Origin of the sequence: Gilliamella sp. wkB292 (assembly GCF_001690235.1) — a bacterium.
Taxonomy (GTDB): domain Bacteria; phylum Pseudomonadota; class Gammaproteobacteria; order Enterobacterales; family Orbaceae; genus Gilliamella; species Gilliamella apicola_F.
In genome coordinates this window covers 1-19247 of the sequence record NZ_LZGO01000043.1, presented here as the reverse complement: position 1 = coordinate 19247, position 19247 = coordinate 1, and the positions used below count along the sequence as shown (strand labels likewise).

Here is a 19247-nt window from a genome sequence, read left to right as displayed (position 1 = left end):
TATAATTAATTTTTCATATTAAGGATTAACACAAACCATTTTACCTGCTGTAGAATCTGAATCGATATCGCCAACATCAGAACCAACCGCATATTGTATGCTGGCATCATCAGATAATGCCCAATAGTAGGATTGCGCTGAAGTATGCCAATCACTTGTTGGATAATAGAGTTTATAAGAAGATCCCCATTCATTAAAAATGCCACCAATCCATTTCCCACTTGTGTCTTTAAAGCTTATTTGCCGACGATAATTATTAATATTGCGACCACTAATTCCGCCATGCCAACCTTTGCCATTGGCATTAGTTAAATCATTGACTTTCGGGAATCGATAACCATTACCCAAATTATCACAAAACCGCTCAACATCATCACTTGTGGCGGCATCATTTGAACTGGCGATATACCATCTATCGATATTAAAACTGTATAATAGTTGCTTTCTTTCACTGTCTGCATAAATCTTAAACAGAACAGGACTAAATGAAGTATCTGTGGAATTTTCATTAGGACCATTTAAAACCACTTTTAATGCTAACACTTTGGGTGAATTATCCCAACCTGGTGTTTGTTCGGATTTTAATGAAATGGTGACTTTACTCCCACCGTTGACAGGATAAACAGTTTGACCATCTTGAGTATTTGCAGTTATGACTTGTTCAGGTGTAACACCACCTAATATCAAATAAAAATTAAGCCCATTTAAACCTGTCGTGGGAAAATTTAAATCCGGATTACTGATATCTTGTACTTTAAATCCTCGACTTCTGATCCAATCAGGACCATCTGCATCAGGATAATGACGCCCATCATACCAAACATTTGGTTGAACATAACACACATACGGCGTATCAATTTTACGATTAAAATAATAGGTATGCTTAGCTCCACTAAAATCTGTCACATTAGGTATACCATATTGGGTAAATAATTGACCACCATTAGACGTAATGGTTAACTTATAAGGGGAGTCGCATCCGGTTAATTGAGCATTGGGGTTATTTTTGACTTGCGTAGTAATATCGTTGTTATTGGCATCTAACCATTTAACCATCAAATTACCTGTTGCATTTGGTGATGCATCACCATCTTCATCTCCCCAATAATTATCAGACGATGTAATAAGATTACTTAATGAAATACTCGGGTAGCTACTATTATTGACTAATGGTACCAAGGTTTTAATACTCAAAAATGTATCATCATCACTCAACAAATCAATGGGTGATTCTTGGCTTGAATTATCGATAATAGCATTGGGATACAAATCACTTTGCCCACCAGCAGCAATAAAACTTCGACCATCAGATAGCTGTAAACCCAGTAACCCTTCAACACTTACCGCTTTAGTTTTTCCATTGTCAAACGTTAAATAAGGCGCATGGCCATGAATAGCATTTTCAGTCGAAGCCGATAATGCATTGACAGGATTACTATGCACAAATAACCAATAAACAACAATTACTGAAACTGATTTGACAGTAATCATAGAAGAACAACAAAATTGATTGAGGCGGATTAAAAAAAAGATTAAATAATGTTTGGTGTTAAAAAAAAACAGATAATTTTGACACAAGACTACTTCAGACATATTGTATCTCCTTTGAAACCGCTTAATTTATTCGTAATAGTGACTATCTAAAAAAACTAAAACTCAATTTCGATACAAAATATAAAAGCGTAACAAGTATAAATGACTATTCATCAAAAAAAAATAGATTGCATAGTAACCAAAACATAAAATTAATATTATTAATCAATTAGATGTAATTTTTTACATAAAAATTACAGTAAACATGTCTGGCTTTTTGTTACACGCTAAATGAATAAAAACCTCTATTTTTTGAAGAAAATTGTTGCCCTTTGAAAGAAACATTGAAAATGGTAAATAACACCAAATTAAAAAATGAGAATCATCGTTTAAAATAATCTTTTAAGAAACAGATGTTTGTTTTATACCCTCACTGTTTTCTTGATGATTTTTGATAATCTCTCGCCTTTTATCTTGATGGAAAAAACTCCATGCAATAAAACGACTACTCTTTTGCCCTTGCGCCATTGGAATAATTTTGACTTCAGCAGGTTTAACTGTGATTAATTGCTTGTTAAGCACTTTGAGTGACTCTTTTTTAGAAACCAGCGAAGTAAACCATAAGCATTGCTGTTTATATTGTGTGCTTTCTTTGATCATATTGGTGATAAAAGCACTTTCTCCCCCTTTGCACCATAATTCGGTCTGCTGACCACCAAAATTGAGTGCAGGATTAGATTTTGAATACTGCAATTTACCTAACTTTTTGAGCTTAGTTTGGTTACTCGCCAGTGCTGCTTGTGCCGAATCATGAAAAGGTGGATTACACATAGTTAACATAAAAAATTCTTTCGGCTTTATAATTTGTCTAAAAATTGCTGAGGGATCACGTTGTAAACGACAATCAATAAAACCATTTAATAATGGGTTAGACTGAATGATAAGCTTTGCGGCTTTGATTGACATTGGGTTGATATCACTTCCCACAAATGACCAATTATATTCAGCTCGACCAATAATGGGGTAAATTACATTTGCCCCTACACCAATATCAAGAACACGGATCTGCTTACCTACAGGGATCTTATCGTTGTTATCATAAGCAAGTAAGTCGGCTAGATAATGAATATAATCTGCTCGACCAGGAATGGGTGGGCAAAGATACTCGCTGGGAATATCCCAATTACTCAGTTGATAATAATGTAATAACAATGCTTTATTTAGCAATTTAACTGCCATTGGATCAGCAAAATCGATCGATAAATTATTGTATTGATTTGGTTTAACGTACGGTGTGAAATCAGGTAACGTTTGGCATAGCGCCAAAAAGTCATAACCTTGGCGATGTTTATTACGTTGATGTAAAGCTGTTTTGTTTGCTAAGTTCGACTGTTTTTGCATGTTTTATCCAACAATAAAAAGACTGTCTATTATAAAGGTTTTACGCATAATAAGGAAAAGTAAAAACACTTAACCTAGCTTACTTTGAATATCCATTCACTTGCTTGATAATTGCGACAGGTATCAGAAAAAATAATTACCACCACAATCTATGGTTTTGCTGTTACCGGCTAAAACATTCCCCCTCATCATAATATTTCAAACAAATACAACTAGTCTAAAATGATTGAGTGGTATCTAATCACCATTTTATTGACGCAAGTTATTTTGTTATCCAACAAATTATAATAAAACTGATTAATTATAGAATCGGCTAATTTGAGCTCGTCACTAAATTCATTAGTCACTTTTGTATTAAAATGTTTAGTTTACTCACTTTACCATCAACGATAAAATTGAATATAACTTACAGTTTATTCACCGCCAGGGCTATTTTTGCTACTTGAAGCGCATTACTTTTCACTGTTTTACAGTTTTGTTCTATGGTTAATGATCGTAATTTATGAATAACTAAACGTTAATAGCTTCAATAAGTCCAGTATTATGATTAACTTTAATGTTGATTGAATGATATGAATTTAATCAAAGCTAGTTATTAATATACTCAAGAATGACTTAATTCATTCCATTCGAAAAAGCGTTGTTATTTGTTATAATTTTCAACTTTTAATCCAAATGGAAATGCCATGAGAATCCCATTCAAATTATTCTGTGTACCTTTTATCATATTGCTATTTAGCTCTTTTGAGCTCTATGCTTCCGAATTTAACGGTGAACAGTTAAGCTTAGTTTGGGCTGTACCTTTTATTGGTATTTTGCTTTCGATTGCATTATGTCCACTATTTTTAGCGCGATTATGGCACTATCACTACGGCAAAATTATTATTTTTTGGACAACACTGTTTATAGTTGCAGCCATTTATTCATTCGGCATACAAACCACTGTCAATCTAACCGCTCATGCAATATTAGAAGAGTATATCCCTTTTATCGTTTTACTACTTGCCCTGTATACCGTATCGGGTGGGGTTTTGATTAAAAGTGATATTATTAGTACGCCTAAATTGAATGTTGTATTGTTAGCAGTCGGCACGATATTAGCCTCAATTATGGGCACTACAGGTGCGGCAATGTTAATGATTCGTCCTTTAATTAGAGCTAATCGTCACCGTAATCAATCTGTTCATATTATTATCTTTTTCATCTTTCTTGTTGCTAACATTGGCGGTGGATTAACACCATTAGGTGATCCACCGTTATTTATTGGTTTTTTAAAAGGGGTTGATTTTTTTTGGACTGTTAAGCATATGCTTTGTCCGGTATTATTGACGACGATTTTATTATTAATAATTTTTTATATTATCGACAATTATTACTTTCGCCAGCAATATGGTCAATCGTCAAAGATAGAGACTAAACCTACTCAACTGTTTAAACTCTACGGTATTACCAACATTTTTTTATTGTTAGCCATTATTATTTGTGTATTGATGTCGGGAATTTGGCAGTCTTCAATCACTTTTACTATTTTAGCAACCTCAATTGGCCTACCTGATCTGGTGCGAGATCTGTTATTGTTACTCATCACAGTCACATCTGTCATGATTACACCAAAACAAGTTCGTGCAGGTAATGAGTTTAATTGGGATCCAATTATTGAAGTTGGCAAATTGTTTATTGGTATATTTATTACGATTGTACCGGTATTAACTATTTTACGCGCGGGCAGTAATGGCGCTTTATCGGCAATTGTAACGTTCGTTAACAACGACCATCTTGAGCCAATTAATAGTTTGTATTTTTGGTTTGCGGGATTACTTTCGGGCTTTTTAGACAATGCACCGACTTATTTGGTGTTTTTCAATCTAGCATCAGGCGATGCCATGACGTTAATGACCACCATGGCAAAAACACTATTAGCTATATCAATGGGATCGGTGTTTATGGGAGCACTTAGCTACATAGGCAACGCACCTAACTTTATGGTTAAAAGTATAGCAACACAACACCAAATTAATATGCCAAGCTTTTTTGGTTATATGAAATGGTCAATTAGCATATTGATTCCAGTGTTTATCATCAATAATTTGATATTTTTTATCTAACATGCCCCTAACATTACTACTGATGCTATTTTAATAAACATAACAAATTATAAGATGAACGAATAATAGATTATGTGTACTGCACTATAGCAATAGTTAGCGCAATAATATTATTGTGTCATTCAGCGTAAAACCAGATATTGAAAATTATCTGGTTTAATTAATAAATTAAGTTTAGAAAAAATATTTAAAACGTAATCTTCCACAATAACGGTTATCGGCACCCTATTTTGCATTGCGTTTTAGCTGTGATTTGTAACTGCCTAAGTAAAGATTAAAATTGTTCATATCCATCACATTAGCAATTGAATATGATGCATTAATAGTATGTAATTTATATTATGCCTTTAGCATAAATTTTACTTTCTTCGCTATAACTTGCTGTAAAAGGTTTGTATATCGTTATCGGCGTAAATATAACCAAAGCCAATATTATTCCAAATGCTTTCTATTGCTATTGTAATCAATGTTTACTTAATCAAGTTTAATATTGACTAAACAGCGCTGCCACTTTATATAGATTGTCGCCATATCAAACAGGCCTCAACCTTAACATCCAAACAGTATATTAAGCGTTTAAAATTATTATCTACAAAGCTAAAAATACGAGTAAGTAAGATGACTATTAACGAAATTGTCTTGTTATGTAGATTTGCCAACAATATACATTTCAAAAAACTTTATAAAAAAGTTTTAGTATTAAGCCATAAGATGAACGTAAAAATAGAAAATAACAACCTAACTTTACATAATACTCTGTAACAAAAAACGGTTATAGAGTAAGTAAACTTTACCCATTGAATTTATAAAATTCTCATCATAAAAATGTGAGTCTTCGCACAATTTTAATAAAAAGTCTTAAGTTACTATAAATTACAGCCAAAAAAAGATTTACCATGTCCGAATTTTAAAGGTCAGATACACTTTTCCTTTTTAGAATAAGGCTAAAGTGATTTGCAATAAAGTGAGGATCGCGCATGATACAGAAGTTACTCGATAAAGATTTTTTTGCTTCTAGTCAGCAAAATATCACTATAGAGCCGCGAGAGCCCCAACCTGTGTATCCTGAACATACGCATAATTTTAATGAAATAGTCATTGTCACAAAAGGTTATGGCAAGCATATTTTAAACGGTCGATTATTCGATCTTTATCCGGGTATGATGTTTTATATTCACGCTAGTGATTGCCATTTATACGAAAACGTGAACAATTTACATTTAACAAATATTTTATTTAGAGATCCTGACAACTTTCATTTCATCAATGGTATTAATGAATTGATTCCGAATCAAGATTTGTGCCAATCTCACTTCTTTTTTGATAAAAATTGTGACAAAAATATACACATCATTTTAGCGCAATTGAATCAAGTATCAGTGCAAAGCAATGCTTTTCAAGAAAGCCTTTTTTTACAATTATTACTATTATTCAAACAAAATCAATATGTAAATCAAGGTACGGGCACCAGTGATAACCGCGTTAAACAGCTATTACGCTATCTACAATTCCATTTTAAAGAACCGATTGATTGGCATAAGGTAACCGAGCAATTTTCATTATCATTACGTTCTTTTCATCGTCATGTAAAAGATCAATTAGGCACAACTCCGCAAAAATACCTTATAAAATTACGTTTGGCTGATGCCTATACACAATTAATTCAGACAGATAAATCCATCACAGACATTGCGCAAGAATGTGGATTTAATGATAGTGCTTATTTTTCGACTTGTTTTAAACAGGAGTTTACTTTTGGACCACAAGAATTACGTACTTGTCCAGATAAACGTTATCATTAATAGGTAAATATATACGTCAGGAACAGCTTATGAATCACTATTTGCATTTATTTAGACAAGATTATTTTATTGCAGATATTAATACTGTGACTGTCGAAAAAAGAGATCATCAACAACCCTTTCCTTTGCATGACCACGACTTTCATGAAATTGTCATTGTCTGTTCGGGTAATGGATTACATCACTGGAATGATTATATATATCCAATCACTAGTGGTGATATTTTATATATTAACCCTAAAGATATTCATGGTTATGAATCGGTAAATAATCTAAAACTCGACAATATTTTATATTTACGAGATGCTCTATTTTTATCATCAATCATTGAACAATATTTGCCAAAACAAAATACCAAGCACACCGAGCGAGGCTGGCGCATTAAACCTTCTTTAATTAAAATGGTCTCCCCTTTAATTGAACAGATCGCGATTGAATCAAAAAAAAATAATTTAGCATCCGTGCATCTGGCCGAAGCGCTATTTTTACAGTTAGTCATTTTATTAGATCGTATTAAACAAATGCCTAATACTCAATCACCAACCGCAACTCATCAATTGGATTTATTATTTACCGTACTGCACAATAGCATAGCCACGCCATTTAATTTAGACATATTTTGTAAGCAAAATCATATTGCTGCAAGATCACTAAGCCGTTTATTTAAAACTCAAACGGGCATGACAATTAATGAATATCTACAAAAGCGGCGCTTGTGTACAGCAATGTCATTACTGCGTAACACGCCATACTCAATTAGTATGATTTCGGCTGAATGTGGTTATGATGATAGTAACTATTTTTCAGTCGTATTTAAAAAAGAAACCAAGCAGACACCGTCACAATATCGAGCAAAATTTAGCAATAAAACCAATAAACGTTAATGAAGGTAGAGACTCTCTTTTAATTTTATAAAAGAGAGTCCATTTTTATTCAAGATAAAACACAGGTAAAAGCGCTTCACTTATTGGGCTGTTATCAGCATTACTTGGCATGATATCTTGCATAAATGCCCACCATTTTTTGCAAGCAGCCGTATTGGCAATAGCATCCCAACGATCTTCTGATTCAATTTCAACGTAAGCAAATAAAAGATTGCGCTTTGGATCGAGAAAAATCGAATAATTATGTGCACCATGTGCTTTTAACTCTTTCACTAATTCTGGGAAAATTTCATCGTGTCGTTTTTTATATTCCGCATGTTTATCAGGATTAACCTGCATGATTGAAGCTTTTCTTAACATAATCATTCCTTCTTATTAAGCATCACCTATGAAATAGGTCGATATAATATTGACCTATTTCATAATTTTAAATCAGCAACTTATCATTAATAAATAGCCTGATAAAGTTGTTCAATTTCGTGAACATTAGTTTCACGTGGATTACCACCGGTACAAACATCATCAAAGGCAGCTTGTGCTAGTGCTGGAATGTCTTCGAGTTTAACGCCAATATCTTTCAATGTTGCTGGAATACCGACATCTTTGTTAAGCTGTTTTACTGCATCAACAGCAGCCTGTCTGGCCTGCGTTATTGTCATTTTTTCAGTGTCTGCCACCCCCATTGCTTTAGCAATATCACGATATTTATCGCCAGTAAATTCGGCATTGTAAGCCATGATATGCGGTAGCAATACGGCATTAGCAACACCATGCGGTGTACTATAAAAAGCACCAAGCGGGTGTGCCATTCCATGAACTAAACCTAATCCCACATTTGAAAAACCCATACCAGCAATATATTGACCTAATGCCATCTCTTCTGAACCTTTTGCAATCCCTTTTACTGAGTCACGTAATGAACGAGATATAACTTCTATTGCTTTAAGATGGAACATGTCTGATAGTTCCCAAGCACCTTTAGTAATATAACCCTCTATGGCATGTGTTAGCGCATCTACCCCAGTTGCCGCTTTTAAACTCGCTGGCATGCTTGTCATCATATCTGAATCTATGATTGCAACAGCCGGAATATCATGAGGGTCAACACAGACAAATTTGCGTTTTTTCTCTTCATCGGTAATGACGTAGTTAATAGTCACTTCAGCTGCGGTACCTGCTGTTGTTGGGATGGCTATCGTTGGAACCGCAGGTTTTTTAGTTGGTGCAACGCCTTCTAAGCTTCGCACATCAGCAAATTCAGGATTATTAATAATGATACCAATGGCTTTGGCCGTATCTTGCGGAGATCCGCCACCGATAGCGATTAAATAATCAGCACCTGACTGTTTAAAAATTTCTACCCCTTTTTTAACAATTCCGATAGTTGGATTTGGCATGACTTCATCAAATATTTGATAAGCAAAACCATTGTCATCTAATAATTTTGTTACTTTTGTTGCTACTTTGAATTTGATTAGATCTTTGTCAGTAACCACCAATGCTTTTTTAAAACCACGTTTTTTAATTTCATCAACGATATGTTGGATTGACCCTGCACCAAAATAAGAGGTTTCATTTAAAATCATTCTATAAGCCATAATCTGTTTTCCTTTCAATTAATTTGCCATGCCTAAACCAACGATATTGGCAGCCAAAATAATAACTAAGCAACCTATACATAATACTTTTACTGGTTTTTTCCCGGTTCCAAACCACTCTTTTAAAACTAAACCAACAATACCACCACAGAGCACATAAAAGCTCATATGTAACATCCAACTCATAAAGCCATACTCTGCTGGGATATTGGCATGGCCCCATGCATAAAAGAAGAATTGAAAATACCACATTGCACCGCCCAAAATGGCAAACAATGCATTGCTAATGAGTAACGATTTAGCAACCGAGATATCTTGTTTGAATGACAGTTCTTTTTTAAAACAGAGGCGGGAAATACAAAAACCAAGATTAACTATCGCGCCACCACCCATGATGACTACATAACTAGGTAACGCAACATACAGATGAGAAACACCTAATTCAGCAGCCTTAGTATGCATAGGTACTGCGGCGCTCATGGCAAAAGACATACCAGCAGAAAAAATCCCACACATTACCGCTAACAATAGTCCTTTGCGTAGATTAAAATCCGCTACCTGTACGCCTAATGTTTTTTCTTTTAAAAGTCCCGCATAAGTAACAATGGCTACCCCAATAACAGCGACAACTACGCCTAGTAGTGTCATTTTGCCGCCCGTTGAAGCGACAAGTTCACCAAATTTACCTTGTAATATCGGCGTCATTAACGTACCAACAATTAAGGTAATGCCAATTGCAATACCTATTCCCATGGACATACCCAAATAGCGCATAGTCAGTCCATAGCCGACATTACCAATTCCCCACATTGCACCAAATAGAAAAACAGGAATTAATATATCTGAACTGAAACTACCATAATATCCCCAAAAATCAGGCAATAAACAGTAACTTATAGACCAAGGCAAAATAATCCATGAAAAAATACCCGCGATTGACCACATTGTTTCCCATGACCAATTTTTGACTTTTTTCAATGGTGCATAAAAGCAAGCGGCCGATGTAGCACCGACAAAGTGCCAAAAAATACCTAAAATAATTGAACTACCCATATATGTGTCCTTATATGTTTAGAATATAATTTAATATATTCTGAGCTAAACCTAACTAAGGTTTTAATGCTTCTTCAATTGGATTGACATCAAAGCGCTGTGCCAGCAGTCTAAATTGCTCGGTTGTAATAGTTTGTCGTTTACCACCCATTGATAAAACTTTAACTAATACTTCTGCTGATTTTTCTGCTGTATCAATAAGCCCAAAGGCTTCATCCAATGTAGGACCAGTACCGAAAACACCATGAAAAGCCCATAAAACCAATGTATGTTTTGCCATTTGTTGTGCTGTGGCATAACCAATTTCATCTTTGCCTGGCACCATCCAAGGCACAACACCTACTCCATCAGGAAAAACCACCAAGCATTCGGTGCTCATTTCCCATAGTAAACGGGTAATAACTGCGGTATCGAGTTCTAAAACATAAGTTAATGCAATTAAATTGGTTGCATGACAATGCATGATCACGCGATCTTTACCTTGACTTTTTTCCATTCGAACGATGTGAGACTGTAAGTGAGCGGCTAGCTCAGAAGTGGGTAAACCACCATTAATCAACCCCCACATAATATAGTAGCCCTTACCCTGCTCATCGATTTTGACAATAGCTAAGGTATCAGCGGGATCTAAAATGACATTTCGGAAAAATTTTCCAGAGCCTGTCACAATAAAGTATTGATTGGCTAACTTAGTCACATCTTGTGTTAATGATACGTGCCTTGGATTAGCATAAAAGTCATCTTGAAATGAAATGACATCGGTGTCTAATAATCGTAAGCTTACGTTACCGCCATTACGTTCATCCCAACCTTTTAACCACATGTCGTACGTTGCTTTGATCATGCCTTGCACAAACCAAGAAGATAGAATCTGTTGCATTGTTTTCACCTCATTATCGTTGAGTTAATACTTGTTGTTCATATTGACGAACTTCATCAAGCCAAGCACGTCCTACTGGCACGCCATTTTGTTGGCAATATTTATCCCAAACTGCTTGCCAAGGTAAGGATTTTTGTTCTTCGAGTAATGCTAGTCGGGAAGTAAAGTCTCGTTCACGTTCAAATTGTTTGAGTTGCGCTGTAGGTTCTAATAACGCTTTTAATAGGCATTTTTTCATGTTGCGTGTACCAATTACCCAAGCCGCGATACGGTTGATTGATGCATCAAAAAAGTCCAAGCCGATATGAACTCGATCAAATAAATTATTACGAATGATTTCACTGGCAATATTTTGGGTTTCATCATCGAAAAGTACGACGTGATCACTATCCCAACGTACAGGGCGGCTTACGTGCAGTAATAGGTGTTCAACAAATGGCATAACGGCAGAAATTTTGTCTGAAATGACTTCTGTTGGGTGGAAATGCCCCGCATCTAAACAGAGTGCAGTTTTACGTGATGTAGCATAAGCGAGATAAAATTCATTTGAACCAGCAGTATAAGATTCAAGTCCAATACCAAATAATTTACTTTCTACTGCATCAATATGATATTTAGGATCGATTTTTTCACTGATAATTTCATCCAACGATTCTAATAAACGTTGTCTTGGTGCAAATTTATCGACGGTAATATCTTTCATGCCATCAGGTAACCAAATGTTCATTACTGAGGGTGTACCTAACTCTTTACCAAAATATTCAGATACTTTACGACACGCTTTACCATGTTCAATCCAAAATTGGCGAATTTTTGCATCAACATGCGTTAACGTGCCTTCATTACTTAATGGGTGAGAAAAATAAGTTGGATTAAAATCTAAACCAATGTGCTGCTTTTTAGCCCAGCTTACCCAATTCGCAAAGTGTTCCGGTTTTACTTCATTACGATCAACTTTGTGATCAGCTTCTAAATATGATGCATGTAAATTTAATCGTTTTGGACCAGGGATTAAGCTAAACGCTTTATCTAAATCGGCTCTAAGTTCACTTGCATTGCGTGCTTTGCCCGGATAATTACCTGTCGCCTGTATACCGCCTGTTAACTCACCTTCTTGTGTTTCAAAACCTGCAACATCATCACCTTGCCAGCAATGGACTGAAATTGGTAATTTAGCCATTTTAGCTAAAGCTGCATCGGTATCTACCCCTATTTCGGCAAATCTTGCTTTAGCTCCTTGATAGGCATTTTCAACTGTACTCATTAGTAACTCCTTAATAAATTAGGTAAATTTTTTAATTAACTATTTTGTGGATAATAATATTGGGTATCAAAATTGTGCGAGATAATCTGTCTTAACGTCTTAACATCATCGATATCCCCTAACGAAATTAATTGGTATCCGACATTACCTAAGGCAGACGATTCAACAGGACCTGCGGTCACGTTGATATGACAAAGATCGGCACATAACTGATTGAGAAAAGTATTTTGGCAACCACCACCAACAATATGTAAGGTACTAATTGGTTGCTTGATAAGTAGGGATAATTCTGCAATTACATCACGATATAAAGTGGCTAAACTATCAAATATACAGCGCACTAATTGTGATAAACGTTCAGGCGCGTGCGCATATTTTTCACAGCAGACCTGTTTTATGGTTTCGGTCATGGACGCGGGATTTAAAAACCTGTCATCATTAGGATTAATCACATAAGTAAAGGGTTGTTCTTGCTTTGCTAATTCAATAATGTGACTAATGTTAATGATGTTATGCTCTATGCAAACACGCTGAAATAGCCATAAACCCATAATGTTTTTTAAGACGCGATAATGCCCATCTACCCCACCTTCATTGGTGATGTTAGCGTTTAGAGCTTGAACTTCGGTAAATGGATGATTTGACTCGATGCCCATTAATGACCAAGTCCCTGAACACAAATAAGCACTTTGTTTATCTGTTATGGGAGCGGCAATCACTGCACTAGCGGTATCGTGGCTGGCTATAGCAATAACTGGAATTTGTTCGCCATTCGGACTTTGCCAATAACCGACTTTATTACCGGGCATGGTAATATCGCCAAACCATTTCCGCGGCACACCTAAGTAATCGAGCAATTGCTGATCCCAATCACGTGTTGTCACATTAACCAGTTGTGTTGTTGTTGCATTGGTATATTCACGGTTTAACTTACCAGTCAATCGATAAATTAAATAATCCGGTATCATCACCCAATCCGTGACTTGTGATAACCAAGTTGGATTGTCCCTCATCATGGCTTTAAGTTGATAAAGGGTATTAAAGGTTAAAAATTGAATACCGGTTTTTTGGTAGATGTTTTCGATTCCAAGCTCTGATTGAACTTGTGACATAACATTATCGGTACGATGATCGCGGTAAGCATAAGTCGGGCCAACGACTTGTCCATGTTTATCAAGCAGTACATAATCCACGCCCCAAGTATCAATGCCGATACTATCGAGCTTTATACCTTGCTGAATAATTTTGTTTAAACCGGTAATGATTTCGTGCTCTAAATAATCAAGATCCCAACAAAAATTGGCATCTAGTGATTTAAAATCATTCTTAAATCGATGCACTTCTTTCAGGGTTAAATGTTGATTGTCCGCTTGATAACAAGACAACATTACCCGTCCACTTGAAGCACCTAAATCTATTGCGGCAATATATCTATCAGCCATTATCACTATCCCCATTATTGCTAATGGGTAGAGTGTAGATAACGTATAACATAAATACTTTCAATTGATTGCCATTGTATTAACCATATTGGCAAAATTTTAAAACTCAGTGTGATCTACCGCACAAATTATCGATTTATGTTGGTTTTATACATTCTTAATAATTATTGGTATAATGACGTGTTTATAAAAATAATTTGAGAGTAACCTATGTTTAATCAGTTAAAAGCAATTATTCAATATTTACTACCTAAACAGCTATTAACCCTAATATTTGGTTGGCTTGCTAATAAACATTTAGGGAAAGTGACAACATGGATGATTTTAGGCTTTAGTAAACTGTATAAAGTTGATTTAAGTGAAGCAAAAATTAGTGATGTAAAAGAATATAAAACTTTCAATGATTTTTTTGCTCGTGAGCTAAAAGACGATGCCCGTCCTATCGATTCAGCGGCTAATTCTATTGTCATGCCTGCCGATGGTGTGATAAGCCAATTTGGTGTCGTTCAAGATAATTTATTGTTACAAGCTAAAGGGCATTTTTATTCTTTAGAATCATTATTGGCATGCCATCCTGATATGATCAAGTTTTTTAAAGATGGCGCTTATGCTACAACTTACTTATCACCTCAAAATTACCATCGCTTTCATATGCCTTGTGATGGCATTTTACGTGAAATGATTTATGTGCCTGGTTCATTGTTCTCAGTCAGTAAAGCAACAACCGAAAGTATACCGAATATTTTTGCGCGTAATGAGCGCGTTATCTGTCTATTTGAAACCGAATTTGGACCGATGGCACAAATTTTAATCGGTGCAACGATTGTTGGTAGTATTGAAGTAGAATGGGAAGGCTGTATCACTCCTCCTCGCGAAGGTATTATGAAACGTTGGACCTATGCTGGCGAAGTGAAATTAACTAAAGGACAAGATATGGGCTGTTTTAAATTAGGCTCGACTGTCATTACCTTGTTTGCATCAAATGCTATTGCATTTGATAGTCATCTTAAAGTTGGTGACATAACGCGCGTTGGTCAAAAGCTAGCTGAAAGGATCTAACATTATGTGGATGCGTGGTTTTTGCTGTTGTGTATTATTGCTGTTATCTTCATTAACGTTTGCTGAACAAGCAATTTTAACTATTGATAATGAAGAAGAGCTATCACAAGTTGTGAATCAGTTAAGTGATAAAAACGATGAACTTCGTCAAAATATGGAGTTCCAAAAATCGCATTTAACCAGCATCATTAATGAACAAAATAACATTACCACGCAGATTTCACATGTACAAAATACGTTAGCGACACTGGCTGAACAAGGTGAATGGTTAAGTTTTTCAACCGCGCTTGGCGAAACCCTTCGCCAACAGCTACTACGTTTACCAGAAAAACCCAAGTCTCAACCGCTTGATGCCGAAATCGCCGAAGCAAAAGTCCAACAGCTTAATTACTCCAATACGCTAACCGCATTAGACAACTATCCAACTTTAAGTAGCCCACTTAATAGTGTAAAACTCGCTACACAGTACCGACGCTTGTTACGCGAACAAAGCGAATTACTTAAAACATTAATTTCGGGTACTGATACCACTATTTTAGAATTAACGAAATTAAAAATTTCAAATAAACAATTAACCAATGCAATTGACGAAGTCAATGACGCGGCACACCGCTATTTTTTCTGGGTGGCTGATGTTAACCCAATTTCACTTAAATTCCCGGTTAATTTGGCCAAAGATGTTGTGTATGTCATTTTTTCAATCGATACCTTAACTCAGCTATATAATGCCAGTTGTGAAGTATTAACAACACCTAAGCCATTATTTTTATTGATTTTAGCGATGCTATTTGTGGTTACCCACTTTAAAATGCGCACAAAATATTACGCATTTTTAAACAAATCCGCCTCACGCGTAGGTAAAGTAACGCAAGATAGTTATTCTTTAACATTAAAAGTAATTATCTATTCGCTAATTATGGCGCTGCCTGTACCTATTTTATGGGCTGTTTTTGGGTATGCGCTGCAAATTAACTGGGACTACCCTGTCGCAGTAGCGCTGGGTTATGGGGTAAATGCTGCTGCGCCTATTTTATGGGTCTTTATTATTACTGCACATTTTGCAGAACAAAATGGTCTATTTATTACCCATTTTGGCTGGTCCAAATCAAGTGTACGAGAAGCAATGAAATACTATCAACTTTCGGTTTGGGTAGTAATTCCGCTTGTTATGATTGTCATGAGTTTTGATCAGTTTAACAACCGCCAATTTGCAGCCACCATAGGACGAACAGCCTTCATTATTCTTTGCTTTGCTTTAGTATTTATGACTAAATCAATCCATCGAGCCGGCGTTCCTCTTTATATTGATAAAAAAGGATCTGGCGATAACTTATTAAGTCACATTCTTTGGTTTATTTTATTAAGTGCGCCTTGGTTAGCTATTATTGCGGCTTGTTTAGGTTATTTATCTACAGCACAAGTATTATTAGGTCGACTTGAAGCATCAGTTATTATCTGGTTTGGTTTATTAGTTATCTATTTTATGATTCGACGTTGGATGTGGATCCAAAAACGTCGTATTGAATTTGAACGAGACAAACAACGCCGATTAGAGCGCATGCAACGCGCGAAAGGACACGAAGAAGAGTTAACATCGGTGAATGAAGGTGTCGATGAACCAGTCATCAACTTAGATGTTATTAGTGCACAATCGTTACAATTAGTTAGATCGATTATTATGCTGATTGCTTTAATTAGTATGATATTGCTATGGTCTGAACTACATTCGGCATTTGCCTTCATGAATAATATAAAACTTTGGGGCACAAGCACCATTGTCAATGGCGTTGAAATCGAACAATATATTACCCTTGGCGCGGTATGTATTGCCATTTTAGTCATGACAATCACCGTGCAAGCCGTTAAAAACCTACCAGCATTACTCGAATTAGGAATTTTACAACATTTAGATTTAGCACCGGGCACCGGTTATGCTATCTCAACAATTTCTAAATATATTATTTTAATGATCGGTTGTATGATTGCATTTTCATTTATTGGGATTGATTGGTCAAAAATACAATGGCTTATTGCTGCATTAGGTGTTGGTTTAGGTTTTGGTCTACAAGAAATTTTTGCTAACTTTATTTCTGGCTTAATCATTTTATTTGAAAAACCGGTCAGAATCGGGGATACCGTCACTATTCGTGATTTAACCGGCAATATCACTAAAATTAACACGCGTGCAATTACAATTGTTGACTGGGACCGCAAAGAAATCGTCATGCCGAATAAAGCTTTTATCACTGAGCAATTAGTTAACTGGTCGTTATCAGACTCCATTACCCGTATTGTGTTAACTATCCCTGCAACTATTGATGCTGATAGTGATTTGGTAATAAACCTATTACAACAAGCCTGTATGGAATGTGAATATGTGTTAAACGATCCCGAACCACAAGTCTTTTTAGTCGATATTCAAGAAGGAATACAATTATTTGAACTGCGTGTGTTTGCAGCCGAAATGGGGCATCGAATGCTTTTACGAACAGCAATTCATAAATTAATCTTAGAAGCTTATCGTCAGCATGATTTAAAATTACCATTTCCACCATTACAAACCAATTTGGAAGCGCTTGGTCGTAAAAGTGGACGCCGTAGCTACACAGTTGGCACGCTTTAACCGAAAAGCGTTTCTAACCAAGGTACACCAAATGCACCTGGCGCTAATAACACAAATGCCCAAATTGGCGCAGAAGAGATATTGGCTAGATTAAACTTAGTTGCAGGCATATGCATTGTGCCAGCAATTAACGGTACTATTGCTCGAAATGGTCCAAAAAATCGACCAACAAAAACCCCTAAAGCGCCATAGCGTTGAAAAAATTGTTCAGAACGATAAACCAATTTTGGGTACTTACTTAATGGCCAAGAAGAGATTACTTGTTTGTGATAATGCTTACCTAACCAATAAGAGAGCCAATCACCAATCACAGCACCTAGCGATGCAGCAATCAATACCGGAATAAATGAGATAACACCAGTACCAATTAAAGCGCCTGCCCCCAATAAAATTGCTGTTGCTGGCACAATCAATGAAATAATGGCTAAAGATTCACCAAATGCCAATAAAAAAATAATTGGCAATGCCCATATTTGATGAGCTTGAATAAACTGCATTATTGCATAGGTAAATTCATGTATTGACATAATTGTATTAGGTAAATTATTAATTGATTAGATTCATGCATTTTACCATAATAATATAAGTTTAAGATTGTGTTAATCATGTATTGGCAGAATCTTATTACGTAGCTCAATTGCTTTACTGATTATTCACATTAGCAATGTAAATCTAAAGCAATGCTCAAAAATAAACAGCCAGAGACCAGCCATGACTAACGGTATTAACACAGTATTAGTAACAAAATTTAGCAATAGCACGCTAAACGATCCTCAATTTGATACGATTGCCATAGAAAAACCTATTGCATTAATTTATAACGGTATTTCTCATGTAGTTATGATGGCGACGCCGAAAGATCTTGAGTATTTTGCGTTTGGTTTTTCGTTAACTGAAAATATTATTGAATCGGTTAATGACATTTATGGGATTGATATTATCGACTCATTAAAAGGGATAGAAGTTCATATTGAATTATCTTCCAGACGCTTCAATCAATTAAAAGAAAAACGTCGTAATTTAACCGGCCGTACTGGTTGTGGTATCTGTGGAACAGAGCAACTTGAACAGGTATGCTCAATTATTCCAACGTTGCCATCCAATGACAAAATTCAGTTATCAGATTTTGCGCATTCACTAGTCTATCTAAACCAAGTGCAACAAGTTGGGGCGAAAACAGGCTGCACCCATGCAGCAGTTTGGCTTGATTTACATGGTAATTTTATTGCAGGTTTTGAGGATATCGGTAGACATGTAGCATTAGATAAACTACTAGGTTATCGCGCTAAATACCTCGCACAAAATAAAACAGATATAAAAGGCATAATATTAGTCTCAAGTCGAGCTAGTTATGAAATGGTACAAAAAGCAGCTATCTGTGGCATCGAAATTCTCTGTGCGGTTTCAGCAGCTACATCGATGGCAGTTGATCAAGCCAAAACAAGTAACCTGACTTTGATTGGATTTTTTAGAGGTGATAAAGGAGTGATCTATACCGATAGCAATCGGATCATCGAGTAATAATAATTCTATAAGATAAACACGGTTGTCAAATTGAAACTTAATGTATCATAAGTAATCTTTATATTTTAATTTTTTAAAT

General features: G+C 35.6%; 14 protein-coding genes and 2 pseudogenes. 6 read left to right on the top strand and 10 right to left on the bottom strand.

The window, feature by feature from the left end:
- Nucleotides 1–18: 18 nt before the first annotated feature.
- Together A9G09_RS04270 and rlmF are read right to left on the bottom strand one after the other, a co-directional pair.
- Complete coding sequence (locus A9G09_RS04270; RefSeq protein ID WP_065633670.1) at nt 19–1593, bottom strand: hypothetical protein; 1575 nt, start codon at nt 1591–1593, stop codon at nt 19–21.
- A 342-nt stretch (nt 1594–1935) separates the two neighbouring features.
- The gene (rlmF, locus tag A9G09_RS04265) at nt 1936–2934 is read right to left on the bottom strand and encodes a 23S rRNA (adenine(1618)-N(6))-methyltransferase RlmF (protein WP_065633669.1); all 999 of its coding nucleotides are present in this window, start codon (nt 2932–2934) and stop codon (nt 1936–1938) included.
- 686 nt (nt 2935–3620) lie between these two features.
- On the opposite strand from rlmF, the gene A9G09_RS04260 reads away from it, so the two are divergent.
- Nucleotides 3621–5039 (top strand): sodium:proton antiporter, encoded by a 1419-nt coding sequence (locus A9G09_RS04260; RefSeq protein ID WP_081297478.1) that lies wholly within the window; start codon nt 3621–3623, stop codon nt 5037–5039.
- Nucleotides 5040–5264: 225 nt separating this feature from the next.
- Here the strand turns inward: A9G09_RS04260 and A9G09_RS13120 are convergent.
- Nucleotides 5265–5366 (bottom strand): annotated as a pseudogene (locus A9G09_RS13120) (carbohydrate porin); the annotation flags it as partial.
- A 650-nt stretch (nt 5367–6016) separates the two neighbouring features.
- Here A9G09_RS13120 and rhaS point away from each other — a divergent pair.
- A complete protein-coding gene (gene rhaS, locus A9G09_RS04255) occupies nt 6017–6841 on the top strand; it encodes an HTH-type transcriptional activator RhaS (protein WP_065633668.1) in 825 nt (274 codons plus the stop codon).
- Nucleotides 6842–6870: 29 nt separating this feature from the next.
- Entirely contained in the window at nt 6871–7725 is an 855-nt protein-coding gene (locus tag A9G09_RS04250; RefSeq protein ID WP_065633667.1) for a helix-turn-helix domain-containing protein, read from the top strand.
- Between the two features lie 45 nt (nt 7726–7770).
- Here the strand turns inward: A9G09_RS04250 and rhaM are convergent, their stop codons facing one another.
- The 6 genes from rhaM to rhaB all read right to left on the bottom strand — a co-directional run bounded on the left by rhaM (nt 7771) and on the right by rhaB (nt 13962).
- Entirely contained in the window at nt 7771–8085 is a 315-nt protein-coding gene (gene rhaM, locus A9G09_RS04245; RefSeq protein ID WP_065633666.1) for an L-rhamnose mutarotase, read from the bottom strand.
- Nucleotides 8086–8171: 86 nt separating this feature from the next.
- Nucleotides 8172–9323, bottom strand: coding sequence for a lactaldehyde reductase (gene fucO, locus A9G09_RS04240; RefSeq protein ID WP_065633665.1), 1152 nt, complete (start codon nt 9321–9323; stop codon nt 8172–8174).
- 18 nt (nt 9324–9341) lie between these two features.
- The gene (gene rhaT, locus A9G09_RS04235) at nt 9342–10376 is read right to left on the bottom strand and encodes an L-rhamnose/proton symporter RhaT (RefSeq protein WP_065633664.1); all 1035 of its coding nucleotides are present in this window, start codon (nt 10374–10376) and stop codon (nt 9342–9344) included.
- 55 nt (nt 10377–10431) lie between these two features.
- The gene (rhaD, locus tag A9G09_RS04230; protein ID WP_065633663.1) at nt 10432–11256 is read right to left on the bottom strand and encodes a rhamnulose-1-phosphate aldolase; all 825 of its coding nucleotides are present in this window, start codon (nt 11254–11256) and stop codon (nt 10432–10434) included.
- A 13-nt stretch (nt 11257–11269) separates the two neighbouring features.
- Nucleotides 11270–12520, bottom strand: a complete 1251-nt coding sequence (locus A9G09_RS04225; RefSeq protein ID WP_065633662.1) for an L-rhamnose isomerase — start codon at nt 12518–12520, stop codon at nt 11270–11272.
- 35 nt (nt 12521–12555) lie between these two features.
- On the bottom strand, nt 12556–13962 hold the full coding sequence (gene rhaB / locus A9G09_RS04220) for a rhamnulokinase (protein WP_065633661.1): 1407 nt from the start codon (nt 13960–13962) through the stop codon (nt 12556–12558).
- A 210-nt stretch (nt 13963–14172) separates the two neighbouring features.
- Between rhaB and asd the strand changes: the two are divergent.
- Nucleotides 14173–15009 (top strand): annotated as a pseudogene (gene asd, locus A9G09_RS04215) (archaetidylserine decarboxylase); the annotation flags it as partial.
- A 16-nt stretch (nt 15010–15025) separates the two neighbouring features.
- Complete coding sequence (gene mscM / locus A9G09_RS04210) at nt 15026–17644, top strand: miniconductance mechanosensitive channel MscM (protein ID WP_065633659.1); 2619 nt, start codon at nt 15026–15028, stop codon at nt 17642–17644.
- Here the strand turns inward: mscM and A9G09_RS04205 are convergent.
- Nucleotides 17641–18171 carry a DedA family protein gene (locus A9G09_RS04205; RefSeq protein ID WP_065633658.1) on the bottom strand — a complete coding sequence of 177 codons (531 nt, stop codon included), beginning with the start codon at nt 18169–18171 and terminating at the stop codon, nt 17641–17643. The two genes, mscM and A9G09_RS04205, sit on opposite strands and share 4 nt — an antisense overlap.
- Before the next feature lie 184 nt (nt 18172–18355).
- On the opposite strand from A9G09_RS04205, the gene fdhD reads away from it, so the two are divergent.
- A complete protein-coding gene (fdhD, locus tag A9G09_RS04200; RefSeq protein ID WP_065633657.1) occupies nt 18356–19165 on the top strand; it encodes a formate dehydrogenase accessory sulfurtransferase FdhD in 810 nt (269 codons plus the stop codon).
- The last annotated feature ends 82 nt before the right edge of the window (nt 19166–19247 follow it).